Raw genomic sequence first — 21,433 nt, forward strand, 5'->3', positions numbered from 1 at the left:
GAAAACTTCGCTTGACGTTCATTTCGTTCCCGGTGTTGCCGTGAACCGGCCGTCGTACCGTGAAAGCGTCCGGAGCAAAACCGCCGCCCAGCAAGGATCGCCATGACCATCACGCACCAGCCCGTCGTCCTGACCAGCAGCAGCATCGGAGGCAGGGACGAGGAAGTGGTGGAGGCCAACGCTGCCATCATCGACGCCATGCGCAAGGCCATGCTGCGGCTGGAGGACATGTCGCCGGTGGCCGTCCGCAGCTGCCTGGTGGATTTCTACCTGTCCCAGGCCCTGGAGGGAGGCTTCGCGCAGTACGCCGTTATGGCCGGTGGCCGGATCGCCACCGACCCGCTGGTCCGCGAAGGCATGGCAGGGATGGGCGCAGCCGCCCACCTGGACCTCTTCAACCGCGCCGCGGAGGCCTACGCCGTGCTGACCGACGGAACGGCAGCGTCCTACCTGGCCGGTGGCACCGATGACACCGGTGCGGTCAACCGCGCCGTCCTCCGCATCGAGGAGCTCGACGGCGAGTTCGAGGAACTGCTGGAACACGAGAACATCACCTCGCTTAACGCCCGCTGGCTGCGCGGCCAGCCGGACCTGCTGGTGCTCGACGACGAGGAAGTGGGTCCGTACATCCAGCGCCTCGCCGCCATGGCCCTTGAGGACGCCGGCACGGGGTCGGTGCGCACCGGCGCAGCGAACCCTTTCTAGCGGTCCGCCGGCCGCCGGGCTTGCCGGCGGTGGGGACGGGAAAAAGAAATCCACCGCACCCGTAACCTTTCCGCAACCACGGGCGATGTAGTCAGTGATGGGTCCGCCCGGCGGGCCCAGTCCTATGTGTTGTCTAGGTTTTGGAGAAGTAAATGTCTGTATTCACCGTTCTCGCCACCAGCAAAGTCGCCGCCGGAGTCCTGGCCGCCGGAACCCTGGCGGTAGGCGGAACCGGCGCCGCAGCCGTCTCCGGTGCCCTTCCCACCCAGGCCCAGCAGACTGCGCACGAGCTCTTTGGTGCGCCTGCCCCCAAGCTTTCAGCCGAAGCAGCAGCTGATGCCCAGGCCACTGCGGCCCCCACCGCCACCTCGGCAGTGTCCGACGCCCTGAAGACCGCCGACGGCACCGCGGAAGCCACCGCCAAGGCAACGGCCACGGCTGGCGCTTCCGACGAAAAGGCCAGCGCTGATGTAACCGGTTCCGCAACGGCCAACACCGCCGTGGACGCGGCCGGCCCTGCAGCCCTGGGCCTCTGCACCGCCTTCACCCACGGCGGCCTGGACGCTTCCTCCAAGGCGTTCTCCTCGCTGTCCATCGCTGCCAAGGGTGACGCCAACATCAAGAGCTACTGCGCCGACGTCGTGGCTAAGGCCGACGCCGCAGCCAAGGCCGGTGCCGAGGGCAACGGTTCCGTCTCCGTTGACGCCGCAAAGCCGGAGGTCCCCGCCGCTCCTGCAGTGCCGGCCGTTCCGGCCGTCCCGGGGGTAGACGGCGCCAAGGCCGTTCCCGCTGTTCCTGCCGTTCCCGCCGTGGGTGGCAACACCGTCCACACGCCGTCGGTTTCGGCCCGCTAAGGCGCATTGGCTAGTCTGGACTGCGGCTGCGGCCGCAGTCCGGGCAGCCGGGCGGGTACGCGCGCCGCTGGAAAAGCTTGAAGGAGCGCCCCTGGCAGACCTGCCGCGAGGCAGCCGGAATACCACGGGGATTGGCAGCCCGAACCGGAAACCGGGATAAGGCAAGGGCCTGATCCCGGGATGGAGGAGCCGCTGGTGCTGGACACTTTGGCCCAAGAAGAGATCGACATATTCGACAACGCAGCCGGGACTGATCCGGCCGTGTTGTTCGCTGCTGCCTATCGAACCTTCGCGGGCCCGGTGCAGGGGTACCTTAAAGCGCGCGGACTGGATGATCCCGAGGCCGTGACCCAGGACGTCTTCATGGCTTTCTACCCGCGGATCGGCACCCTCACCGGTGGACTGCAGGGCGCAAAGTCCCTGATCTTCTCAATCGCCCACGCCCGCATGGTGGACCACTACCGCCGGCAGGAGCGCAGGCCTCAGTTGACGCCCTACGACCCCCAGCATGATGCCCGGACCACCCCGTCCGCGGAGGACCACGCGGTGGAACTGACGGCCGGTGCCGAAGCCATGCTGGAAGGCCTCAGAGAAGAACACCAGGAGGTCCTGGCCCTTCGCGTCGTTGCGGACCTGTCCATCGAGCAGGTAGCCGCCATCATGGGCAAGAGCACCGGAGCCATCAAGCAGCTCCAGCGCCGGGCCCTCCAGAACCTCAAGGCACAAACGCTCAAGAGAAACCAGGCACATCATGAGTGATACCGCAGGATCCCGGAACGACGGTGCCGTTGACCAGCTTCTGCTGGAGGCAGGCATGGGCGGCGACGGCCAGCTCCGCGACGCACTGCTCCATCTTCGCGCCCTGGCGGCCGAGGACCCGGCGCCTTCTGCCGACATCGCGGCGCTGATGGCTGGCCCCTCGGCAGCCACCACCACGGTGCTTCCGGTGGCCGCGCCCGCCACCACCGCGCTTCCCGCTGCCGGGCAGCCGGCTGACCAACTGGCCGCCCGCCGCAGGGCCAAGCGCCGCATCACACTCACCACGCTCTCCGTGGCTGCCTCGCTTGCGGCCGGCGGCGCGGTTGCCGCCGCCTCCGACCAGGGATTCCGGGACTCCATCTCCCAGCTGAACCACGCCGTCACCTCATTCGTGGCAGGCTCAACCGCGGCCCCCGCCGGCAATGACGGCAAGCAGCTTCCGGTTCCCGCGCCGGCAGCGCCGCGGCCTTCGGCAACCAGCAGCGCGGATGCCGTCCCACCGGCACCCGCGCCCGCTTCTGCATCTGCCGCCGCGGCGCCGTCGAGCGTTCCAACACGGCAGGGATCCATGCCCGCCCACGGAACGCCCTCGCAGAAGCCCGCGGAGGTCCCGGCTTCGCCGGCGCTGCCCACCGAGGTGCCGGGAGACGTCCGGAAGGGGCTGGAACAGGGCCCTAAAGTGCCCGTTCCGCTGCCCACCGACATCCCGCTCCCGGGCAAGGCCGCGGATGTTCCGCTGAAGTAGGCCCCGCCGGGCGGATCCTGCCGGGCTAGTAGCCTTGTCCGGCCGATTTGATCATGGCGCCTGACGGATCGGACAAGTACCAGACGCCGCCCACACCCTGGCCCAGAGTGTCACCCGGCTTGGTGTCCTTCGCGAAGTAGTAGAGGGGCATGCCGTTCAACGTCACCTGCTTCTTGCCGTCAGGCGTGGTGATGGTGCCCAGTTTCCCGGTGACTCCTTCTGCCGTGGGGGATCCCGAAGTGGTGGTGAGCGGAGGCCATTGGACCAGGCAGGAACCAGTGCAGGCGCTGGTGCCGGAGTCCTTGGTGTCCTTGGTGAAGAAGTAGAGGCTCATTCCCTTCGCATCCACCACAATGCTTCCTGCCGCCGAGGACGCTGCCTTAAGGTCGACGGCGGAACTTGCCTGCGATGACGACGCCGACGTTCCGGAGGGGCTGGCGGAGGACGTCCCGGAGGAAGTTCCTGCTGAACTGGTGGCGCCGCCCGTGGCCGGGCTGGAGGCCGCCGGCGTGGTCCCGGTGCTGCTGCCGCAGCCGGTGAGGGCTGCCGCCAGGGCCAGGATGGCAAGGCCTGCCCCGATATGGTGTTTCATGGTGTGCTCCTTGGATGTTTTTGCCTGGCTGTGTGCGTTCTGGGATGTGGCGCTTCGCGGGGCGCCCGGCGCTGGATCACTGCGCTAACCCCTACGACGCCTCCGGGTGAAGAATGGTTCACAGGCAGGCTGCCGCGCCGGGTAGGTGAACCTTTTCCTGCTTTCCGTCGTGGTAACAGCCGGGAGCGCAGGATGCCGTGGCGTTCCCGGAAGCAGTGCAGGGCAGTGGTGTTGGCAGTGACGGGAGGAGCGGGATGCCGCTCGACGACAACGTGGTGGAGGCCATCTACCGTGAACATGGCAGCGCCCTGCGCCGCTTCGTGCTCAGCGCCACCAGGGATCCGCAGCTCGCGGAGGACGTGGTCCAGGAAACGGTGCTCCGCGTCTGGCAGCACGCCCCGGAGGTCAACGGCAGCTTCCGCAGTTACTTGTACCGCACAGCCAGGAACATCATGATCGACAATTACCGCCGGAGCCAGCGCCGCCCCCATGAGGCGCTGGAAAGCAGCCTGACCGAACCCGCAGAGGTGATGGGCCGCGTTGACGAGCTGCTGAACCGGGTCCTGATGGAGGAGGCCCTGCTCCGGTTGAGCAAGGAACACCGGGACGTCCTGGTGGCCCTCCATTACCGCAGGTTCACCGTCAACGAGGCGGCTGTCCAACTCAGCATCCCCAGCGGCACCGTCAAGTCCCGCGCCTTCTACGCGCTCCGGGCTTTGCGCACCATCCTGGACGAGATGGGGGTGGAACGGTGACTCCCAACCCGCACCACCTGCTGGGCGCCTACGTGCTGGGCGGCCTCGACGCCGCCGACCTCAGCCTTTTCGAAGCACACCTCCAGGGCTGCGCCGCCTGCCGCAAAGAGCTTGCCGTGCTGGAGAAGGTCCCGATGCTCCTCGATGCCCTCCCCGTCCCCGACGCCGTGGCGCTCACCGCCGCGCCCGGCGGCGGGGAGGGAGCTGACCCGGGCGCCCCGGCGCGCCTGTTCAGCGAGCTGGCGCACCGTCGCCGCTCATTACGACGGCGGTGGGTGGCGTTGGCAGGTGCCGTTGCCGCTGCCTGCCTGGCGGTGGGCCTGGCTGTGGGGCCGCTGCTTGCCAGGCCGCCGCAGCCGGATGCCACTTACTCCGTGGCCTCCGGCGGAGGGCTCCAGGTGAACATCGACATGGCCCGGAAGACCTGGGGGACTGAGCTGGCGGTCAGCGGCAGCAGCCTGCCGGAGGAAGGGACGCTGTCGCTGTGGGTGCGCGACCGGGCCGGCGCGGAGGACCGGGCCTGCGCCTGGACCGCCACCCCCAGCGGGAAGGTGAAGGTCACCGGTGCCACACCCATCCAGCTGGGCAGCATCTCCAGCGTCGAACTGCGCGACGGCGCCCAGCGGGCCGTGGCGGTCATAACCGTTCCCTAGGACTGCGTGCCGGGGCCAGGGTGGTGGTGTCCCCGGTCTGTTCCCAACGCACGGAATTCCGCCACCAGGCCCTCATCCTCGCAGGCGCGGGCGAAGGCGGCGATCCGCCGTTCAATCTCATAGCCCAGCAGCCGGCTGCCGATCCGCTCCATAATGGGCCGCAGCAACGCCGGGCGGCAGGAAAACGTGTACTTCCAGACGGCCCGGGTGCCGTCGTCGTCCTTGGTGAACCGCCAGCCGCCGCCGAAGTTCGTGAAAAACCATGGGCCGGACACCATGGTCATTCCTACGTTCCCGGGCGGCGCATAGGAGACGTACTGGCTCACCATGGCCAGCCCAAGGCGCGACCTGGTGCGGGTCCGGACGCCCTTTCCCGGCGCCCGCGCTCCGTCAAGGAAGCCCTGCGAGGAAATGAAGGGGTCCCATTTGAGACGGAAGTCCCCGGTGGTTTGGGAGAAGGCGAACGCCGTCTCGGGGTCGATGCGGATCAAGCGTTCGGCGCGTACCTGGGGCATGCCCCAACCTAACCACGCCGGCGCCTGCTACTTGGTCATTTTCGCCAACCGTGCGCGCATGATCATGTACGCCCCGTAGCAAATCAGCCCGGCTCCCACCGCTGCCAGCAGGTAGGGGCCCATCGGCTGGTCACGGAGGGCCCGCAGGCCGCCGTCCAGGCCGGTGGAATCCTCCGGATGCCGCTTGAGTGTGGCGACGGCGATCAGCAGGCCCGCCAGCAGGAGTACTGTTCCCTTCGCCAGGTAACCTGCCACGCCCAGTGCCGTGACGGCGGTCCTGGCCGGCCCCGGAGCCGGCATCCGCAGTTGCTTCTGGAAAGACTTCTTCGGTCCCCGGATGCCGTAGACCACACCCGTCACGGCAACCGCCACACCGATCAGGACCAGCAGGGCAACGCCGCCCGGGGCCTGCATCATCGATACGGTGAAGTCGCTCGCGGCCTTGCGGTTGTCGCCGCCGTTTCCAGCGCCCGTGAGGAAGTGCCAGAGGGTCAGGGCAAGGACTGCGTACACGATCGCCTGCAAGGTGGCCTTGGCCTTGTTCTTCACCTTGGTCTTGGTGGCCTGGTGGTTGAAGTCGAAGATCGCGTCCCCTGCCTGCCAGAGCGACAACGCGGCGCAGGCCGCGAAGCTGCCCCACAGCAGGAACGGGCCCACGGGCATGGTGGCGAGTTCCGCTACCGCACCGCTGAAGTCCGCATTTCCGGTTCCGCCCACCGCCAGCCGGATGGAAATGGCGCCCACCAGGAGGTGGAGGATGCCGCTGGCCGCAAACCCGGACCGGGCGAAAATCTCAAGGACGCGCGAATTGGTGACGTCCTCGGCCTTGTCAACGGCCTGTTTCAGTTCTTCTTTGATCGTCTTTCCTTTTGGACGGCGCGGTAGTGCGCTGGTTTGCGTGCCCTTCTTGTAAGGGCAATCGTGCCACGCCGCGGGGTCCCGGAACAGTTGGTTCCAGGCCGGCGATGGGGAGGGATCCCCATCGCCGCGATTCCGTACCTGTGCAACCATGAGGACCAGCGATCGACAGGCACCGCACTTTTTTCCGGGGGAAACCATGACTTTTTACGGCGCAGACATCAGCCAGCTGCGGGCGCTGGCCAAGGCCGCCGACCAGGCAGCGACACTGCTGGGCAGCCGCGCCGGGTCACTGCACAGCCAGATCCAATCCGCGCCGTGGAAGGGCCGGGACGGTGAACGATTCCGCCAGGAGTGGAGCGCCAGCCACCGTCCCAGCCTGGACAGGGTGGTGGCCAGCCTGCGGGAAAACGCCAAAATCCTGATGAAGCATGCCGACGAGCAGGAGAAGGCTTCCACCATGGGAAGTGGCGGTTCCGGCGGCAGCACGTGGGACCGGATCACCTCCATGGCGGAGCAGGCGAGGGAGTGGTTCAAGGAACGGGCCGAAGAAGCCAGGGCAGCGGCCGGGCACCGCCGCGAGCTCGCGGCCGGACTGGACAGCATGGTCAACGCCAGCCCGGAAGAGCAGGCAAAGTGGTGGGCCGGCCTGTCCGACGCCGACAGGCAGTACCTGATCCAGGGCGAAGGCAGCGACGGCCCGTTTGCCGAAGACCTGATGCGCATGGACGGCGGCATCCCCGCGGCAGCCCAGGAACTTGCGAAGCGCCACCTGCAGGAACTGGCCAGGGCCGACATCCCGGTCTACACAGAAACAGGCAAGGCCTCCATCGAAGCCAGGGTTGCCTGGGTCCACGGCGGCGCCGAAGTGGGCACGGAGGTGGTGGAAAACGCCGACGGGTCCGCCACCATGAAGGTGTACGGAAACATGGGCCTGGGCGTCAATGACGCCTCCGGCACCGCGGGGGCAACACTCACCGGCGAGGTCTCCCGCGAGTACACGTTCGCCAGCGTGGAGGAAGCCATGGCGGCCCGCAAGCAGATGTACCACGACCTTCCGCCGGACAGCATCGGGGAGATCAAGGATGTGGCCGGAAACCCGCCCGGCTACATCCTGGACACCATCAATGACGCGGCGAAGGACAACGGCTCCACCGGCCAGACGGATAAGGCCAAGGGCACGTTCTCGCTGGATGCAACCGGTGAATCCGGCACGGTATCCGGCGGTGCGAAGCTCGACCTCGCCTACGAGCGGAACCTGACGGACGGCACCTCCACGGCCAGCGGCGAGGTTTCCGCCAACGGCCGGCTCAAGCTGGACGGCAGGGTCTTTGAGGCTTCCGGCAAGGGCGCCCTGGCGGTCAATATGGACAAGCACAACAACATCGATTCCGTCTCCGTCTCCATGGACGGGACCGTGGCCCAGGGCGTTACGTCCGGCCTGAAGACCGAGGGGGCGAAGTTCGATTCGACCGTGACCGCCGGGACCCAGGGCACCGTCAAGATCGACATCGATTACACGCCCGTGAACCGTCCCATCATCGACAGCTACCTGCGCAACGTTGCCTTGGGAAATGACACCGGCGCGGCCCATGACGCGGCCCGGCTCTACGAGGCCGGCTCGGCCACCGTCCAGGTGAACTCGGTGCTGACTGCCAAGAATGAGGCGGGCATCGATGTGAAAGTGGGTGAGGTGGACATCAAGACCGAGAACCAGTCCACCACCAACGTGTCCACGTACTATAAAGTCCCCAACGACACCAAGCTCGAGAGGCTCTGAAACCCATGTCAGTGCACATCGAATCCCCGCTGGGCTTCACCGCGGACTTCCCCGAGCACACCCAGGTCCTGGACGACTCCACGGCCGGGCCCAACAGCGGGCAGTATGGCCTGCCGGGCGGTGTCCTGGTCACCGTCATCAAGGACGACACCTCCGTCCAGGACGCGCCGCAGGCCAACGGCTGGGCGCACCTGATGGCGGGCTACTACCTTGAGGACCGCGGCGGCACCCTCCTGGCGGAGGGCGAGCTGGACCTGCCGGGCAAGGCTGCATACGCCGTGGTGGCGGGGTATGACGACGACGGCGGCCCGGCCAAGGTGGCAGCCACAGTGGGCGTGTGGGAAAGCAACCGGTTCATCGGCGTCGTGGTCGTCTGGCCGTACCTGGACCCGGAAGCCGAACCGCGCCTGGACATGCTCAAGGAGATCGTGGCCGCCATCAACGTCGGCTAGCGGCATTCCCGGCCCCGCCGCTTAGCGGCGGCGGTAGCAGAGGTCGAAGATCAACCGGCCGGCCTCGTGCGCCTTCGCCTCGAAGCTGGTCCTGATCCTGCCCTCGAAGCGGGGGGCCCAGCCGCCGGTCTCGTCCACGCCTTCGTTGGGCCCGGTGTGTTCCGTGCTCACCGGTGCACGGCCTTCCCGCACGGGTGCACCGCCCACCACCGCTTCGACACCGGACTGCCACACCTGCGTCAGGGGGCTTTCGGGGCCGCGGCGCTCGCCGGTGTGGAGGTTCTCGAAGTCTGCGGAGCCGGCCATGACATCGCGGACGTGGACTGCGTAGTTGGACCAGTCGGTGGCGATCCGGAACAGGCCGCCCGGCTTCAGCGCGCGGGCAGCGAGGCCGGCGAACTCCGGCTGGATGAGCCGGCGCTTGTGGTGCCGCGACTTGTGCCACGGGTCCGGGAAGAAGACCCACAATTCGCTGACCGAGCCTTCAGGCAGCATGGTGGCCAGAACTTCGGGCGCGTTCGCCTCCACCACGCGGACGTTGTCCAGGCCCCGGCTGTTGATCTTGATGATGGTGTTGGCCAGTCCCGGCGTGTAGACCTCCACGGCCAGGAAGTTGGTGCCGGGGTTCTGTTCCGCCGCGTGGCAAATGGCGTCGCCCAGGCCCGAACCGATCTCAACGATGAGCGGGGCGTCCCGGCCGAACTCAGCCGCGGCGTCAAAGGTGTAGTCGGGGTGGACCGAGGTGTTGGCCACGTGCCGGGGCACGTCCACGGCCCACCGTTCGGCGTGCTCCTCCCAGGCTGCCTGCCGGCGGCCCTGGAGACGGGTGCCGCGGCGCACGAAACTGACCGGGCGGCCGCCGTACGTGCCGAAGGAGGCCTGGGTCCCCGGTGTCACGGGCCTGGGGACATGCGGCTGCTGGGGGTTTTCAGGGGATTCACTCATCCCTTCCAGAATAGCGCCGCAGGAACAGCGCGGGCGGGCACGCGGGACGGGCTGGATTCGGCGGAAACCTCCTGCCGCGAAAATGCAGGCTAATGCATCATCAGTATGAGACTTGTCGAGAGCAAGAGTCCGATCACAAACACCACGCCCGACACACACAGTGAGGCTGTCGACATGCCCTTGGCGGACCCTTGCTGTTTCGCGTCCCGAATCACCGCGATGGCCAAACCCGTGGAAATCGACCCGAGGATCATAGGCAGGCTCCAAAGAACCAATGGCGCTACCCAGGGGAGCTTTGACGGACCGTTGTAGGGGAAGGTCAGCAGCAGCGCGAAGGCGGCGAGGGGGCGGGTGATCACCAGGCCCAGGGGTGCAAGGATGGCCAGGACAAGGCTCGCAATGGCTTTCCCGGGGCCCCGCATGGCGGTTGCCGGTCCTTGAACGGATGGCCCCCGCTCATCAACCGGGGCGGTTTCCTGTGAATTCATGGTGATCATCTACTTCCGGTCGGTCGGTCTGCCAGTGGGCAAGTATCAGTGGGCATGTATCAGGGGGCATGTATCAGTGGACGCGGGCCGGATGAACCGGCGGCTTTCCCCAACCTACGAACCTGCCTTGCGCGCCGGAAGCAGCGGCGTCCCGTATGTGGAAAACTCCGTGCCGCCCCCCGCCTGCAAGAATGGGCCCATGACGGACGGAACGAATGCCGAGGCAAGGAAGCAGCGGCGAATGGCTGCCTTCGGGGACGCCCAGGGCGGGACCCGGACGGGCAGCAGTGTGGTGGACCTCAGCACCCTGGTGGACGCAGAAATCGATGAGCTGCCGGCGGCGGAACCCACCCGCGTGGGCAGCAGGCGCGCCCTCGCCTACCTGGGCGTGTGCCTGGTCCTGATCGGCTTGAACCTGCGCAGCGTCTTTTCCAGCCTCTCCGCCGTCCTGCCGGAGGTGACCTCCCAGGCCGGGCTGCCCGGCTGGTCCGTGGTGCTGCTGACAACTGTTCCCGTGACGCTGCTGGGCGTCTTCGCGCCGCTCGCCCCGGTCCTGGCGCGCCGGTTCGGTGCGGAGCGGGTGCTGCTGGGCGCCATGGTATTGCTGACCGCCGGGCTGCTGCTGCGGCCTGTGGACACCGGAACAGCAACGGGCGGGGGCGGCCACCTTCCTGCCCTCCTGGTAGGCACCGCGGCCTGCGGCGCCGCCATCGCCCTGTGCAACGTGCTCCTTCCGGGCCTGGTGAAACGCGACTTCCCGCACCGGCTGGGGCTCATGGGCGGGCTCTATACCACCGCCATCTGTGCGTCCGCCGCGCTCGGGGCCGGCTTCACCTACCCGGTGTACACAGCGACGGGGGAGTGGACCAAGGCACTGTGGGTCTGGGCGCTCCCCGCCGCCGTCGTGCTTCTCCTGTTCCTCCCCGTGGCCCTGCGTCAGGGCACGGTCAGGCACCAGGCGGTCAGGGACGGGATCAACGTCTGGCGCTCACCGGTCGCCTGGCAGGTCACCATCTTCATGGTGCTGCAGGCCATGATGTCCTTCAGCGGCTTCGCCTGGCTGGCGCCCATCCTCCGGGAGAGGGGCGTGGACGGCGCCACCGCAGGGCTGATCGTTGCCGTGTGCATCGTGCTGCAGATGCTGGGGTCCCTGTTCGCTCCCGCCCTCGCCGCGAGGTTCCGGGACCAGCGCGCCATCAACACGCTGGTAGCTCTGATGACCGGCGGGGGATTCGTGCTGAGTATCCTGGGCCCCCTCAACCTCATCTGGGTGTGGGCCGGCCTGCTCGGACTGGGGCAGGGAAGCCTCACCGCCGCGGCCCTGACCCTGATTATGCTCCGCACCCGCGACGGGCACACCGCAGCCCACCTCTCCGGCATGATGCAGGGTGTGGGCTATGGGGTGGGCTCCACGGGCACCCTTATGGTGGGCCAGCTCCACCAGGCGACGGGGTCCTTTGTTCCCGCCGGGATCCTGTTCACGGTGGTGGGCCTGCTCGCGGCCGTCTTCGGCTACCGGTCCGGCCGGAACCGGTTCGTGGAGTAGGGCCGGCCGTGCAGGACTCCACGCTCCCCGGAACCCGCGACGCCGCCGGAATCTTCCGGCCCCCGTACCTGTGGGTGACCGTGGGAACCTGCGCCCTGGTGTTCCTCGCCGCCTTCGAATCGCTTGCCGTGACCACCATCATGCCCCTGGTCAGCCGGGAGTTGAACGGCGGAAGCCTCTACGCGCTGGCCTTTGCGGGGCCCATGGCCACCGGCGTGATCGGCATGGTGGGGGCGGGAAACTGGTCTGACCGCCGGGGCCCCGCCCCACCGCTGTACGCCTCCGTGGCCCTGTTCGTGGCGGGCCTGCTGATCGCGGGGACTTCCGTGACCATGCCTCTGCTCGTCGCCGGCCGCCTGGTGCAGGGCCTCGGCGGCGGCGCCCTCACTGTTGCGCTCTACGTGCTCGTGGCGCGGTTCTTCCCGGGCCAGTTGCACGCCAGGATCTTCGCTGCCTTCTCGGCGGCCTGGGTGGTCCCGTCCCTGGTGGGTCCCTTCGCCGCCGGTGTGGTGGCCCAGGTCTTCAGCTGGCACTGGGTGTTCCTGGGCGTGGTAGGCCTGGTCATTCCGGCGCTGGCCATGATCGTCCCGGTGCTGCGCGGACTCGACGGCCCCGACGCGGACGGACAGCCGGCCGGAAACGGGCAGGCGGAAGAAACCGCGCCGCCGTGGGCCCTGGGCCGGCTGGGATGGGCGGCCCTGGCCGCGCTCGCGGTGCTGGGACTCAATCTTTCCGCGGACGCCGGCATCCCCGGCTTCCCGGCAGCCACGGCACTGCTGGCGCTCGCCGCCGTCGTCCTGGCCCTGGTGGCCGTGCGCCCCTTGGTGCCCCCAGGCACCCTCGCCGCCCGCCGCGGGCTGCCGAGCGTGATCCTGGCGCGCGGGCTCGCGTCGGCGTCGTTCTTCGGCGCCGAGGTCTACCTTCCGTATCTGCTGATCGACCAGTATTCGTTCCCGCCCACGCTGGCCGGGCTGACCCTCACCGGCGGCGCGCTCGCCTGGGCGGGGGCTGCCGCCGTCCAGGGCCGGATGGGCACGCGGCTGCCCCACCGCCGCGCCGTCCAGGCCGGATCGCTTATGGTCCTGGCCGCGATAACCCTGGCCCTGGCCACCACCGCGCTGCACTGGCCGGCCGCCACCGCCATCGCGGGCTGGGTGCTGGCAGGGGGCGGCATGGGCCTGCTCTACCCACGCCTCAGCGTGATGACCCTGGCGCTGTCCACCAAGGAGGACGAAGGCTTCAACAGCTCCGCCATGTCCATCTCCGACTCCCTGGGCGGGGCGTTGTCGCTGGCCACCACCGGGATTGTCTTCGCCGCGTTCACCACGCCGGCCCAGTCCTTCGCAGGAGTGTTCGCCTTCACCGCAGCCATCGGGGTCGCGGCGGCAGTGGTGGCGCCCCGCGTCACCACCCCGGCTCCTCGGGCAGGTTAGGAGAGGCGGGTGGCGCGCAGGACGACGTCGGCGATGGTCGCTTCCTGCCCTTCCGGCCCCGTCACCGGGCGCTCCCGGCTGGTGAGGACCTCCACCTGCCACCCGGGCTCATCCAGTCCCAGTTCCTGCACCAGCTGGTCGCCCGTGTAGAACATGTCCAGGTGCTGGTGGTGGTCGTTGCCCCAGGGCGGAAGCCGGTCCGGGTGGTGGCCCACCACCAGCAGCGTTCCGCCTGCCTTGACGGCCGAGGCCGCTGCCCGCAGGGGGACCCGCCAGTCCAGTTCCTGGGAATGCAGGAACTGCGAGGTCACCAGGTCGTAGGAGTTCCCGGGGTGCCACTGCGTCAGGTCCGCCTGCTGCCAGGTGATCCGGCTTTCCAGGGTCCCGTTTGAGGCGTGCACGCTTTCCCGCGCCAGTTCGGCCAGTTCGTGCGAGCGGGCCCGTTCCAAGGCAACTGAGGAAACGTCGACGGCGGTCACGGACCAACCCTGCTGCGCCAGCCAGATGGCGTCGGCACCTTCGCCGCACCCCAGTTCCAAGGCCTTCCCGGGCCGGAGGCCCCCGGCCTCCCGGACCAGCTGCGGGTTGGGCTTCCCGCTCCACAGCCTTGCCTTGCTGCGGTACCGCTCGTCCCAGGCAGAAGCCGCGTCGATGCCGCCGCCAATACCGCCCAGGGCAGCCCCGCCGTCGTGCCTGTGCCCTTCGGGCTGTTGCGTGTCCTGGTGCTCGCTCATGGCTCAACACTGCCCCGCCAGGTCCCCGAAGGCAACGCCGACGACAGGTTCCCGGCGCGGGGATGCTAGACTGGAGGAACTTGATGTGCAGTGATGCCGCCTGCTCCGGATCTGGAGGTTCCTTTCCAGGGAGCGGGCTTTCTTCATGTGAGAGGCACATCCTGCGTCGATGAACGCGTTCCATTTGGTCCCGGCCGGCTGTCCTGATTTACAGCGCCCGGTTGATCACCTGACTTTTCTTCGGCGAAACCCCTGGTCCAACCGGCATCGGGGGCCGATATCCGCCCGGATACCGCCAGAAAGACCGTAAAAAACTACATGACTACTTTTGCTGCCCTCGGTACTCCCAAGGCCCTTGCAGACACCCTTACCGCCCAGGGAATAGTTGAACCGTTCCCCATCCAGGTGAAGACCCTTCCGGACACGCTGTCCGGCCGTGACGTCCTGGGCCGGGGCCGGACCGGATCCGGTAAGACCATTGCTTTCGCTATCCCGCTTGTAGCAAGACTCGCTGAGCGGGAAGCCAAGTACTTCCGGAAGCCCGGACGCCCCATGGGCCTGGTCCTGGCGCCCACCCGTGAACTGGCAACCCAGATCAACGCCACCATCGAGCCGCTGGCCAAGGCCGCCGGCCTGAACACCACCGTGATCTACGGCGGCATCTCCCAGGCCCGGCAGGAAAAGGCGCTGCGTGCCGGCGTCGACATCGTCATCGCCTGCCCCGGCCGCCTGGAGGACCTGATCCGCCAGCGCATCCTCACCCTCGAGGCTGTGGAGATCACCGTCCTGGACGAGGCCGACCACATGGCCGACCTCGGCTTCCTGCCCGTGGTCAAGAAGCTCATGGACATGACCCCCAGCCAGGGCCAGCGCCTGCTCTTCTCCGCCACCCTGGACAACGGCGTGGACAAGATCGTCCAGCGCTACCTGTCCAACCCGCTCACCCACTCGGTGGACGATCCGCAGGCCGCGGTGACCACCATGGAGCACCACGTGCTGGTGGTCAACGACCAGACCGTCAAGAAGCAGCTGATCGTTGAGCTTGCCTCCGGCGCCGGCCGCCGCGTCCTGTTCATGCGGACCAAGCACCACGCCCGCAAGCTGGCCAAGACCCTGACCGACGCCGGCATCCCCGCTGTGGACCTGCACGGCAACCTCTCGCAGAATGCCCGTGACCGCAACCTCGCCGAGTTCTCCAACGGCGACGTCCGCGTCCTGGTGGCCACCGACGTCGCCGCCCGCGGTGTGCACGTGGACGACGTCGAACTGGTCATCCATGTGGACCCGCCCACCGAGCACAAGGCGTACCTGCACCGTTCCGGCCGCACCGCGCGTGCCGGCTCCGACGGCACCGTGGTCACGCTGACCCTCCCGGAGCAGCAGGCCGACGTCAAGAAGCTCATGAAGGCTGCCGGCGTCGACGTGAACTTTGAGCGCGTCACGGCCAACTCCCCGCTCGTGGCCGACCTGGTGGGCGAGATCGCCGACAAGGTTGACCCCCGCACCCGCGCCGCCCTGATGGCCGCCAAGGCCCCCCGCCAGGGCGGGGGCACCTCCACCGGCGCCAACGCGGAGCGCAAGCGCGCACGCCGCCAGGCCGCCCCCACCACCGGTGGGCGTGGCGGCCGCGGCGGCCGCGGCAAGGTTTCGGCCGAGCCCGCCCGCAGTGACGCGACCCGCGCCGAACGCCGGGCCGTTGCCTTCGAAGGCCGCACGGAGGCCCGTGCAGCATTCGACCGCAACGCGGAGCAGAACGAGGACCGCGCAGTGGCAGCAGCCGCTGCCCGCCGCAACGCCCGCGGCCGTGGCACCGCTTCCACGCATCGCAACGACGTTCCCGCAGCAGGTGGCCGCTCATCGGCCGGCCGCGGTTCCGACGGCCGTGCAGCGGAGGGCCGGGGCGACTCCCGGATCACCCGCAGCGATGCTCCCCGCGGCGGCACGGGCCGTCCCGCCTCAGGTGGACGCCCCGCGTCCGGTGGTGGCCAGCGCAGCGGACGCCCCGCAACCGGCCAGCGCGCAGCAGCGGGCAACTCCGGCCAGCGCTCCGGTGCAGCCGGCGGAAACAAGGCCGTCTGGTCTTCCAACACCGGCGGAACCTCGGGTGGGTCCTACGGTTCCGGCAGCGGCGGCAATGGCGGCTCGGGCCGTCCCGCCCGCAGCGGTCCCCGCCGCGCGTCCGCCCCGGCGTCGAACGAGCGCCGCGGCCGCTAGCCAATGAAAAAGGCGGGCCCAACCTCACGGTTGGGCCCGCCTTTTGCGTGTGCAGACATTACCAGCCGCGGGCGCGCCACTCCCCAAGATGCGGGCGCTCCGCACCCAGCGTGGTGGGCTTGCCATGCCCGGGATGCACGACGGCGGTGTCCGGGTAGGCGCCGAACAGCCGCTCCGTGACGTCTGACAGTAGCTGGTTGAACCGTTCCGGGTCCTTCTGGGTATTGCCTACGCCGCCGGGGAACAGGGAGTCGCCGGAGAAGATGTGCGCAGGTCCTTCCGGGTCCTGGTACACGAAGGCAATGGAGCCCGGGGTGTGGCCGCGCAGGTGCACGGCGGTGAGCTCGAAGCCGTCGAACTTCCCGACGTCGCCATGGTTCAGCCGGACCTCAACGGGGACCGGCAGCGCATCGGCGTCGTCCGCTCCGGCGGCTGCCGGTGCTCCCGTGGCGTCCACCAGTTCCTTCAGGGCGCGCACGTGGTCCCAATGCTGGTGCGTGGTGGCAATCAGCGCAAGCCGCGGGGCCGCCGACGTGTCCCCGGCCCCGTCCGCCAGCAGCTGCTGGATGGCAGGAAAATCGTCAGCGGCATCGATCAGCACCTGTGCGCCGCTCTCCTTTGCCGTCAGCAGGTACACGTTGTTGTCCATCTCGCTGACCGGGATGCTGCGGATGGTGATCGCCGGCAGGTCGTATCGAAGTGAGTCCATAGGCTTCAGTCTAAGGACGGGCTAGAGGCCGAGCGGGAGGGTGGTGGAGTAAACCTGCTTGGACGGCTGCGCGGCGAGTACCTCGTGCAGCGCGCTCCTGCCTTCCGGCGTGGCCCGCCAGGCGGCGTAGTCGTCGTGGTCCTGGGTGGTGGCCCAGGTTTCCACCACCAGGATGTGGCAGGGGTCGGCGTCATCCACCAGCGCTTCGATGCCCTGGTTACCGGGCCACGCTCGGGTGGCGGCGAGGGTTTCAGCCAGATATTTGGCGGCGTCGGTGACATGCTCGGGCTTGAATTGGACTTCGAAGTGGACGATGGCAGGCATGGGGCTCCTTGGGTTGGGCGAGGGACGGGTTTTTGGAGAGCGGCCTTATTCGCGGCCCTCGGACACCCAGGCGGGGTCCGCGGAACGGGAGCCGACGACGGCGTCCGACGCCGCGTCCAGGGCCTCCAGGTGCGCCGGGGTGAGGTCCAGGGCAAGCGCGCCAAGGTTTTCGTCGATGCGTGCGGCCTTGCGGGTGCCGGGGATGGGGACAACCGGAAGTCCGAGCCGCTTGCCCTGGGCGAGGAGCCACGCCAGGGCAACCTGCGCCGGCGTGGCGGCCAGCTGGTCCGCCACAGCCCGGACGGCGTCCACCACCGCCTGGTTGGCGCTTGCGGCGTCCGGGGCGAACCGGGGGATGTTCCGCCGGAAGTCCTTCTCGCCCAGGCTGGCAGTATCCACGGTTCCGGTGAGGAAGCCACGGCCCAGGGGGGAGTACGGGACGAATCCCACTCCCAGCCCGGCGGCGGCGGGAACAACATTGCGTTCCACGTCCCGGCTCCAGATGGACCATTCGCTCTGGACCGCGGCGATCGGGTGGACCGCTGCCGCGTCCTGCAGTTCCTGTGCCGTCACCTCGGAAAGGCCCAGGTGCCTGACCTTTCCCTGCGCGACCAGCTCCGCCATGGCGCCCACGGTTTCCTGGATAGGGACGCGGACGTCACGGCGGTGCATGTAGTAGAGGTCGATCACGTCGGTGCCAAGCCGCTGAAGGCTCCGTTCCACTGCCTCGTGGACATAGGCGGCGTCACCGCGGATGTCCGTGTAGCCGTCAGTGGGTGTGCCCACCAGCGCGAACTTGGTGGCCAGCTGGACTTCGTCCCGCCGGTCCTTGAGCAACTGGGAAATGAGTTCCTCGTTGCTGCCGCCGCCGTAGATGTCAGCGGTGTCGATGAAGCTGACCCCGGCGTCGACGGCGTGGTGCAGGGTCTGCAGCGCCTCGGCAGGGTCCACCTCGCCGTAGACCGGCGTGAGGGCCATGCCGCCGAAGCCCAGGGGGCTGACGGTCAGTCCGTCGCCGAGCTGGACAGTTTCTGCGGGTCCAGTGCTGCCGGATTCGGTGGGTGCGTTTGCCATGGTTCTCCTGTTCGGTTCCTGCGTTGAAATTACAGCCAAGGTAGGACGCGGTCCGCTGCCGGGCGGGTGGCCTGGATCAGGCAGGCATTGGCTTCGTCAGGTCCAGTGGCCCAGGCAACCGCAGCCTCCCGTTCCATGCCGAACGAAACGTGCCGTTCCACCAGGCGCTGCAGCCGGAGCGCGGGCGGCGTTTCGAGGAACCACACCTCGTCCAGCTGCGCCCGCACGTCCTTCCACGGTTCCTGGTCCGCCAACAGGTAGTTTCCCTCGGTGATCACCAGCTGGACCTCGGCCGGGACGGCGATCGAAGCGGCCACCGGCTCGTCCAGGGTGCGCCTGAACTCCGGTGCGTACACAACTGCCTCGTCCCGGAGCGACAGGCGGCGCAGCAGGGAAAGGTAGCCACCGGCGTCGAACGTATCAATGGCTCCCTTGCGCTGCCGGAGCGGGGTCCCCTCGATAATTGCGTTGCCCAGGTGGAACCCGTCCATCGGCACCACCACTGAGGCGCCGGGGCTGAACTGCTCCTGCAGCCAGGCGGCGAAGGTGGATTTGCCGGACCCCGGCGCCCCCGCTATGCCCAGGATGGTCCGCGGTCCGCGCACCAGCCGGCGCCGCAGCGCGTCGACGGCCATGGTGATCTCGGGGGAGTGCATGGCAAAAGCCTAGTCACCGCCGGGCGCCAGCGGCGCATCTTTTTCTGCCGGCAACGCCTTCAGGCCTGCGGCGCAGCCCACAATCCCCGTGATGAACAGCAGCTTCACCACGCTGAACGGCTCCACGCCGGTGGCCATGGCCCAACCCACGGTGAGCGCGGCGCCGATGCCCACCCAGATGGCATAGGCCGTACCCAGCGGGATGGTCCGGACGGCCATGCCCAGGCCCAGCATGCTGAGCGTGGCGGTGACGCCGAAGACCACGGTGGGCAGCGGGCGGGTGAAGCCGTCGGACAGGCCGAGCGCGGTGGCCCAGACAGCTTCCAGGACGGCCGACGCCAGCAGCACCAGCCACGGAACGGAACGCTTCACCATCACGCCACCACCTTCAGGCCAACCACGCACGCGGCGATGCCGGACAGCAGGAGCAGGCGCGCCGCCGTCGGGCGTTCAACCCTGGTGACCATCGCGTAGGCGGAGGTGAGGACCACCCCCACGCCCACCCACACGGCATAGGCCGTTCCGGTGGGAATGGCCTGCATGGCCACGGCAAGGCCGCCGGTGCTGGCGGCAACGGCCGCCAGGAACAGGGCCGCGGGGGCGATTCGGCGGCGTCCGGAAACCTGCGAGGTCCGGTGCAGCGCCGCTGCCCACACGGCCTCCAGCGCGCCGGAAAGAATGAGGATGATCCACGGCATGACAGTTCCTTTGGCCAGTCTTGTCGCGTGCCGGGTACTGAACCGTCGTCCGGACGCCCGGGGAGGGCCTTGGCTTCCAAGGTAGCAAGGCACGACGACGGGCTGCCACCGGTGGTGCGCAACCTCACCACCCGCGCGGGTGCTTACGTCGCAGGTTCCAGGGGGTCGATGGACACCACAGCCAGGAAGCCGCGGCCCAGGATTTCCGGGGAATCGCTGTCCGACCCCACCACGGCGTCGTATCGGCCGAGCTCAAGCGGGTCTCCAGCACTGTCGCTGACCTTTGCCTGGCCCTGCAGGAGCACCCCGAGTTGCCCTTCGAACACGGGGTGGGCGCGTTTTTTGGACAGTTCGACGATGGAGGTGAAGGCCTTGAACGCCCCGGTCCGGGTGATGACGTTGAGGTCACGGATGTCGCCGGTGGGCAGTGCAGCTGTTGTAGCTGCGCCACCGTCGAACCGGAACGGACGGTACTTTTCCAGGGGTTGTTCCGCGCCGCCAACGGTCAGCAGCAACAGATCCCCCTCGACGACCGTCAGTACGCGCTCCATTCCAGGGAAAGCGGAGAAGTCGCCGGCCTTGGCCACATCGGCGATGCTCACCCGCCAGTCCCAGCCGCCGTCCGCCGACCCCTGGCGTGCGATTTCCCTTGTCACCCCGCCACCGTTGCGCCATGGTTCGGCTTTGAGCCCTTCGAAGCGGATGATCTGCATGAGCCCAGCGTAGTTCCCCGCCGTGGATGCCCGTCGCACACCGGTCCCGTGCCTGCTACTCTCCTCCGGGGGGTCAACACGAAAACAGCCTGAAGGAGCCCGGGAATGTTCGTCAAAGTGTGTGGTCTCAGCACGCCCGAATCGGTCCGCGAAGCAGTGGACGCCGGCGCGGATGCGGTGGGGTTCGTCCTCACCGCCAGCCCCCGGGTTGTCTCACCGTCACAGGCCGCCTCCCTGCTGGCCGGAGTACCGGACAGCGTTTCCCCGATCGGGGTGTTCCGCGACGAGCCTGTCACAGACGCCATCGCCATCGCCCGCGCCGCCGGCCTGGAATGGATCCAGCTGCACGGCGCCCGGTCCCGCACGGACGTGGAGACAGTGCACGACGCCGGCATGAAGCTGGTCAGGGCCATCACCATGGGTGCCTCACCGGACGAGTTCGAGGACTGGGGTGAGGACCTCCTCCTGATCGATGCCGCCGTTCCGGGTTCCGGGGAGTCCTGGGATTACGCCTCCGTGGCGGGCCTGCCCGTGCTGGAGGGCCGGAACTGGGTGCTTGCCGGTGGCCTCGAGGCGGCCAACGTGGGCCAGGCAGCAGCCGCTGCCCACGCCTGGGGCGTTGACGTCTCCTCCGGCGTTGAAGCGTCCCGCGGCGTGAAGGACCTGGCTAAGATCCGCGCGTTCGTCAATGCTGCCAAGGCCGCTGCCACTGCTTAGCGGCCATCCGCCTGCGCCTGACCGGTGCCGGGTCAGGGCCCGCTCAGGGATGTCCCCCATCTTTTGGCCGGACAGCCTTTTTGTCAGGGGGTCGAGGGCACAATGGGTGCATGAAGACACTTTTGAACATCATCTGGCTGGTTTTCGGCGGCTTCTGGTTGGCCCTGGGCTATTTCCTCGCGGGCGTGGTCTGCTGCCTGCTGATCGTCACCATCCCCTGGGGTATCGCCTCATTCCGGATTGCCTCCTACACGCTGTGGCCGTTTGGCCGGATGGTGGTGGACAAGCCCGGCGGTACGGGTGTCTTTTCGCTGCTGGGCAACGTGATCTGGCTGCTCGTGGCAGGGATCTGGATTGCCATTGGCCACGTGGTCACCGCGTTCGCCATGGCCGTGACCATCGTCGGCATCCCGCTGGCCATCGCCAACCTCAAACTCATCCCGGTGTCCCTGATGCCCCTGGGTAAGCAGATCGTGCCAACCAGCACGCCGTTCGTCAGCACCTACCGCTAAGG

The 21,433-nt window shown here is 68.3% G+C and carries 26 protein-coding genes and 1 riboswitch; of the genes, 13 read left to right on the top strand and 13 right to left on the bottom strand.

Going from position 1 to position 21,433, the window contains the following annotated elements; translation table 11 throughout:
- Nucleotides 1–102: 102 nt before the first annotated feature.
- The 4 genes from NIBR502771_RS07190 to NIBR502771_RS07205 all read left to right on the top strand — a co-directional run bounded on the left by NIBR502771_RS07190 (nucleotide 103) and on the right by NIBR502771_RS07205 (nucleotide 3,063).
- Nucleotides 103–705: a hypothetical protein gene (locus NIBR502771_RS07190; RefSeq protein ID WP_141159133.1), complete on the top strand. Its 603-nt coding sequence runs from the start codon at nucleotides 103–105 to the stop codon at nucleotides 703–705.
- Between the two features lie 152 nt (nucleotides 706–857).
- Nucleotides 858–1,559 (top strand): protein tyrosine phosphatase, encoded by a 702-nt coding sequence (locus NIBR502771_RS20690; protein ID WP_168225724.1) that lies wholly within the window; start codon nucleotides 858–860, stop codon nucleotides 1,557–1,559.
- A 180-nt stretch (nucleotides 1,560–1,739) separates the two neighbouring features.
- Entirely contained in the window at nucleotides 1,740–2,318 is a 579-nt protein-coding gene (locus NIBR502771_RS07200) for an RNA polymerase sigma factor (RefSeq protein ID WP_141159135.1), read from the top strand.
- Nucleotides 2,311–3,063 (top strand): hypothetical protein, encoded by a 753-nt coding sequence (locus NIBR502771_RS07205; protein WP_141159136.1) that lies wholly within the window; start codon nucleotides 2,311–2,313, stop codon nucleotides 3,061–3,063. The genes NIBR502771_RS07200 and NIBR502771_RS07205 overlap by 8 nt, the downstream gene beginning before the upstream one ends.
- A gap of 25 nt (nucleotides 3,064–3,088) precedes the next feature.
- Here NIBR502771_RS07205 and NIBR502771_RS07210 read toward each other — a convergent pair whose 3' ends face one another.
- On the bottom strand, nucleotides 3,089–3,655 hold the full coding sequence (locus tag NIBR502771_RS07210) for a hypothetical protein (protein WP_141159137.1): 567 nt from the start codon (nucleotides 3,653–3,655) through the stop codon (nucleotides 3,089–3,091).
- A gap of 254 nt (nucleotides 3,656–3,909) precedes the next feature.
- On the opposite strand from NIBR502771_RS07210, the gene NIBR502771_RS07215 reads away from it, so the two are divergent.
- A complete protein-coding gene (locus tag NIBR502771_RS07215) occupies nucleotides 3,910–4,410 on the top strand; it encodes a sigma-70 family RNA polymerase sigma factor (RefSeq protein WP_141159138.1) in 501 nt (166 codons plus the stop codon).
- Complete coding sequence (locus NIBR502771_RS07220) at nucleotides 4,407–5,063, top strand: anti-sigma factor (RefSeq protein ID WP_141159139.1); 657 nt, start codon at nucleotides 4,407–4,409, stop codon at nucleotides 5,061–5,063. The genes NIBR502771_RS07215 and NIBR502771_RS07220 overlap by 4 nt, the downstream gene beginning before the upstream one ends.
- On the opposite strand, the gene NIBR502771_RS07225 is transcribed toward NIBR502771_RS07220, so the two are convergent.
- Together NIBR502771_RS07225 and NIBR502771_RS07230 are read right to left on the bottom strand one after the other, a co-directional pair.
- On the bottom strand, nucleotides 5,060–5,578 hold the full coding sequence (locus NIBR502771_RS07225; RefSeq protein ID WP_141159140.1) for an SRPBCC family protein: 519 nt from the start codon (nucleotides 5,576–5,578) through the stop codon (nucleotides 5,060–5,062). The two genes, NIBR502771_RS07220 and NIBR502771_RS07225, sit on opposite strands and share 4 nt — an antisense overlap.
- Before the next feature lie 27 nt (nucleotides 5,579–5,605).
- Complete coding sequence (locus NIBR502771_RS07230) at nucleotides 5,606–6,424, bottom strand: DUF1206 domain-containing protein (protein WP_141161454.1); 819 nt, start codon at nucleotides 6,422–6,424, stop codon at nucleotides 5,606–5,608.
- Between the two features lie 211 nt (nucleotides 6,425–6,635).
- On the opposite strand from NIBR502771_RS07230, the gene NIBR502771_RS07235 reads away from it, so the two are divergent.
- Both NIBR502771_RS07235 and NIBR502771_RS07240 read left to right on the top strand, forming a co-directional pair.
- Nucleotides 6,636–8,216: a hypothetical protein gene (locus NIBR502771_RS07235; RefSeq protein ID WP_141159141.1), complete on the top strand. Its 1,581-nt coding sequence runs from the start codon at nucleotides 6,636–6,638 to the stop codon at nucleotides 8,214–8,216.
- Between the two features lie 5 nt (nucleotides 8,217–8,221).
- Nucleotides 8,222–8,668 (top strand): hypothetical protein, encoded by a 447-nt coding sequence (locus NIBR502771_RS07240; protein ID WP_141159142.1) that lies wholly within the window; start codon nucleotides 8,222–8,224, stop codon nucleotides 8,666–8,668.
- A 21-nt stretch (nucleotides 8,669–8,689) separates the two neighbouring features.
- Here the strand turns inward: NIBR502771_RS07240 and trmB are convergent, their stop codons facing one another.
- Nucleotides 8,690–9,613 carry a tRNA (guanosine(46)-N7)-methyltransferase TrmB gene (gene trmB / locus NIBR502771_RS07245; RefSeq protein ID WP_141159143.1) on the bottom strand — a complete coding sequence of 308 codons (924 nt, stop codon included), beginning with the start codon at nucleotides 9,611–9,613 and terminating at the stop codon, nucleotides 8,690–8,692.
- A gap of 89 nt (nucleotides 9,614–9,702) precedes the next feature.
- Entirely contained in the window at nucleotides 9,703–10,110 is a 408-nt protein-coding gene (locus NIBR502771_RS07250; protein ID WP_141159144.1) for a hypothetical protein, read from the bottom strand.
- A 190-nt stretch (nucleotides 10,111–10,300) separates the two neighbouring features.
- Here NIBR502771_RS07250 and NIBR502771_RS07255 point away from each other — a divergent pair, with 190 nt between their 5' ends.
- The gene (locus tag NIBR502771_RS07255) at nucleotides 10,301–11,647 is read left to right on the top strand and encodes an MFS transporter (RefSeq protein WP_210411358.1); all 1,347 of its coding nucleotides are present in this window, start codon (nucleotides 10,301–10,303) and stop codon (nucleotides 11,645–11,647) included.
- Nucleotides 11,648–11,655: 8 nt separating this feature from the next.
- Entirely contained in the window at nucleotides 11,656–13,080 is a 1,425-nt protein-coding gene (locus NIBR502771_RS07260) for an MFS transporter (protein ID WP_141159145.1), read from the top strand.
- Here the strand turns inward: NIBR502771_RS07260 and NIBR502771_RS07265 are convergent.
- Entirely contained in the window at nucleotides 13,077–13,814 is a 738-nt protein-coding gene (locus NIBR502771_RS07265; protein WP_141159146.1) for a bifunctional 2-polyprenyl-6-hydroxyphenol methylase/3-demethylubiquinol 3-O-methyltransferase UbiG, read from the bottom strand. The genes NIBR502771_RS07260 and NIBR502771_RS07265 overlap by 4 nt on opposite strands.
- Before the next feature lie 318 nt (nucleotides 13,815–14,132).
- On the opposite strand from NIBR502771_RS07265, the gene NIBR502771_RS07270 reads away from it, so the two are divergent.
- Entirely contained in the window at nucleotides 14,133–16,028 is a 1,896-nt protein-coding gene (locus NIBR502771_RS07270) for a DEAD/DEAH box helicase (protein ID WP_141159147.1), read from the top strand.
- 58 nt (nucleotides 16,029–16,086) lie between these two features.
- Here NIBR502771_RS07270 and NIBR502771_RS07275 read toward each other — a convergent pair whose 3' ends face one another.
- From NIBR502771_RS07275 to NIBR502771_RS07305, 7 genes are all read right to left on the bottom strand, one after another.
- Nucleotides 16,087–16,737: an MBL fold metallo-hydrolase gene (locus NIBR502771_RS07275; RefSeq protein ID WP_141159148.1), complete on the bottom strand. Its 651-nt coding sequence runs from the start codon at nucleotides 16,735–16,737 to the stop codon at nucleotides 16,087–16,089.
- Between the two features lie 21 nt (nucleotides 16,738–16,758).
- The gene (locus NIBR502771_RS07280) at nucleotides 16,759–17,061 is read right to left on the bottom strand and encodes a putative quinol monooxygenase (RefSeq protein WP_141159149.1); all 303 of its coding nucleotides are present in this window, start codon (nucleotides 17,059–17,061) and stop codon (nucleotides 16,759–16,761) included.
- A 45-nt stretch (nucleotides 17,062–17,106) separates the two neighbouring features.
- Nucleotides 17,107–18,135, bottom strand: a complete 1,029-nt coding sequence (locus NIBR502771_RS07285; protein WP_141159150.1) for an aldo/keto reductase — start codon at nucleotides 18,133–18,135, stop codon at nucleotides 17,107–17,109.
- A gap of 29 nt (nucleotides 18,136–18,164) precedes the next feature.
- Nucleotides 18,165–18,791: a nucleoside/nucleotide kinase family protein gene (locus NIBR502771_RS07290; protein ID WP_141159151.1), complete on the bottom strand. Its 627-nt coding sequence runs from the start codon at nucleotides 18,789–18,791 to the stop codon at nucleotides 18,165–18,167.
- A 9-nt stretch (nucleotides 18,792–18,800) separates the two neighbouring features.
- Nucleotides 18,801–19,166 (bottom strand): multidrug efflux SMR transporter, encoded by a 366-nt coding sequence (locus NIBR502771_RS07295; RefSeq protein ID WP_141159152.1) that lies wholly within the window; start codon nucleotides 19,164–19,166, stop codon nucleotides 18,801–18,803.
- Nucleotides 19,166–19,489, bottom strand: a complete 324-nt coding sequence (locus NIBR502771_RS07300; RefSeq protein ID WP_141159153.1) for a multidrug efflux SMR transporter — start codon at nucleotides 19,487–19,489, stop codon at nucleotides 19,166–19,168. Before NIBR502771_RS07300 ends, NIBR502771_RS07295 begins: the two co-directional genes overlap by 1 nt.
- A 9-nt stretch (nucleotides 19,490–19,498) precedes the next feature.
- Nucleotides 19,499–19,562: riboswitch (guanidine-III (ykkC-III) riboswitch) on the bottom strand.
- Between the two features lie 70 nt (nucleotides 19,563–19,632).
- Entirely contained in the window at nucleotides 19,633–20,202 is a 570-nt protein-coding gene (locus NIBR502771_RS07305; RefSeq protein WP_141159154.1) for a HutD family protein, read from the bottom strand.
- Between the two features lie 105 nt (nucleotides 20,203–20,307).
- Here NIBR502771_RS07305 and NIBR502771_RS07310 point away from each other — a divergent pair, with 105 nt between their 5' ends.
- Nucleotides 20,308–20,919 carry a phosphoribosylanthranilate isomerase gene (locus tag NIBR502771_RS07310; RefSeq protein ID WP_141159155.1) on the top strand — a complete coding sequence of 204 codons (612 nt, stop codon included), beginning with the start codon at nucleotides 20,308–20,310 and terminating at the stop codon, nucleotides 20,917–20,919.
- Nucleotides 20,920–21,029: 110 nt separating this feature from the next.
- Nucleotides 21,030–21,431 carry a YccF domain-containing protein gene (locus tag NIBR502771_RS07315; RefSeq protein WP_141159156.1) on the top strand — a complete coding sequence of 134 codons (402 nt, stop codon included), beginning with the start codon at nucleotides 21,030–21,032 and terminating at the stop codon, nucleotides 21,429–21,431.
- Nucleotides 21,432–21,433: the final 2 nt, after the last annotated feature.

It is taken from the genome of Pseudarthrobacter sp. NIBRBAC000502771 (assembly GCF_006517215.1).
Lineage (GTDB): Bacteria > Actinomycetota > Actinomycetes > Actinomycetales > Micrococcaceae > Arthrobacter > Arthrobacter niigatensis.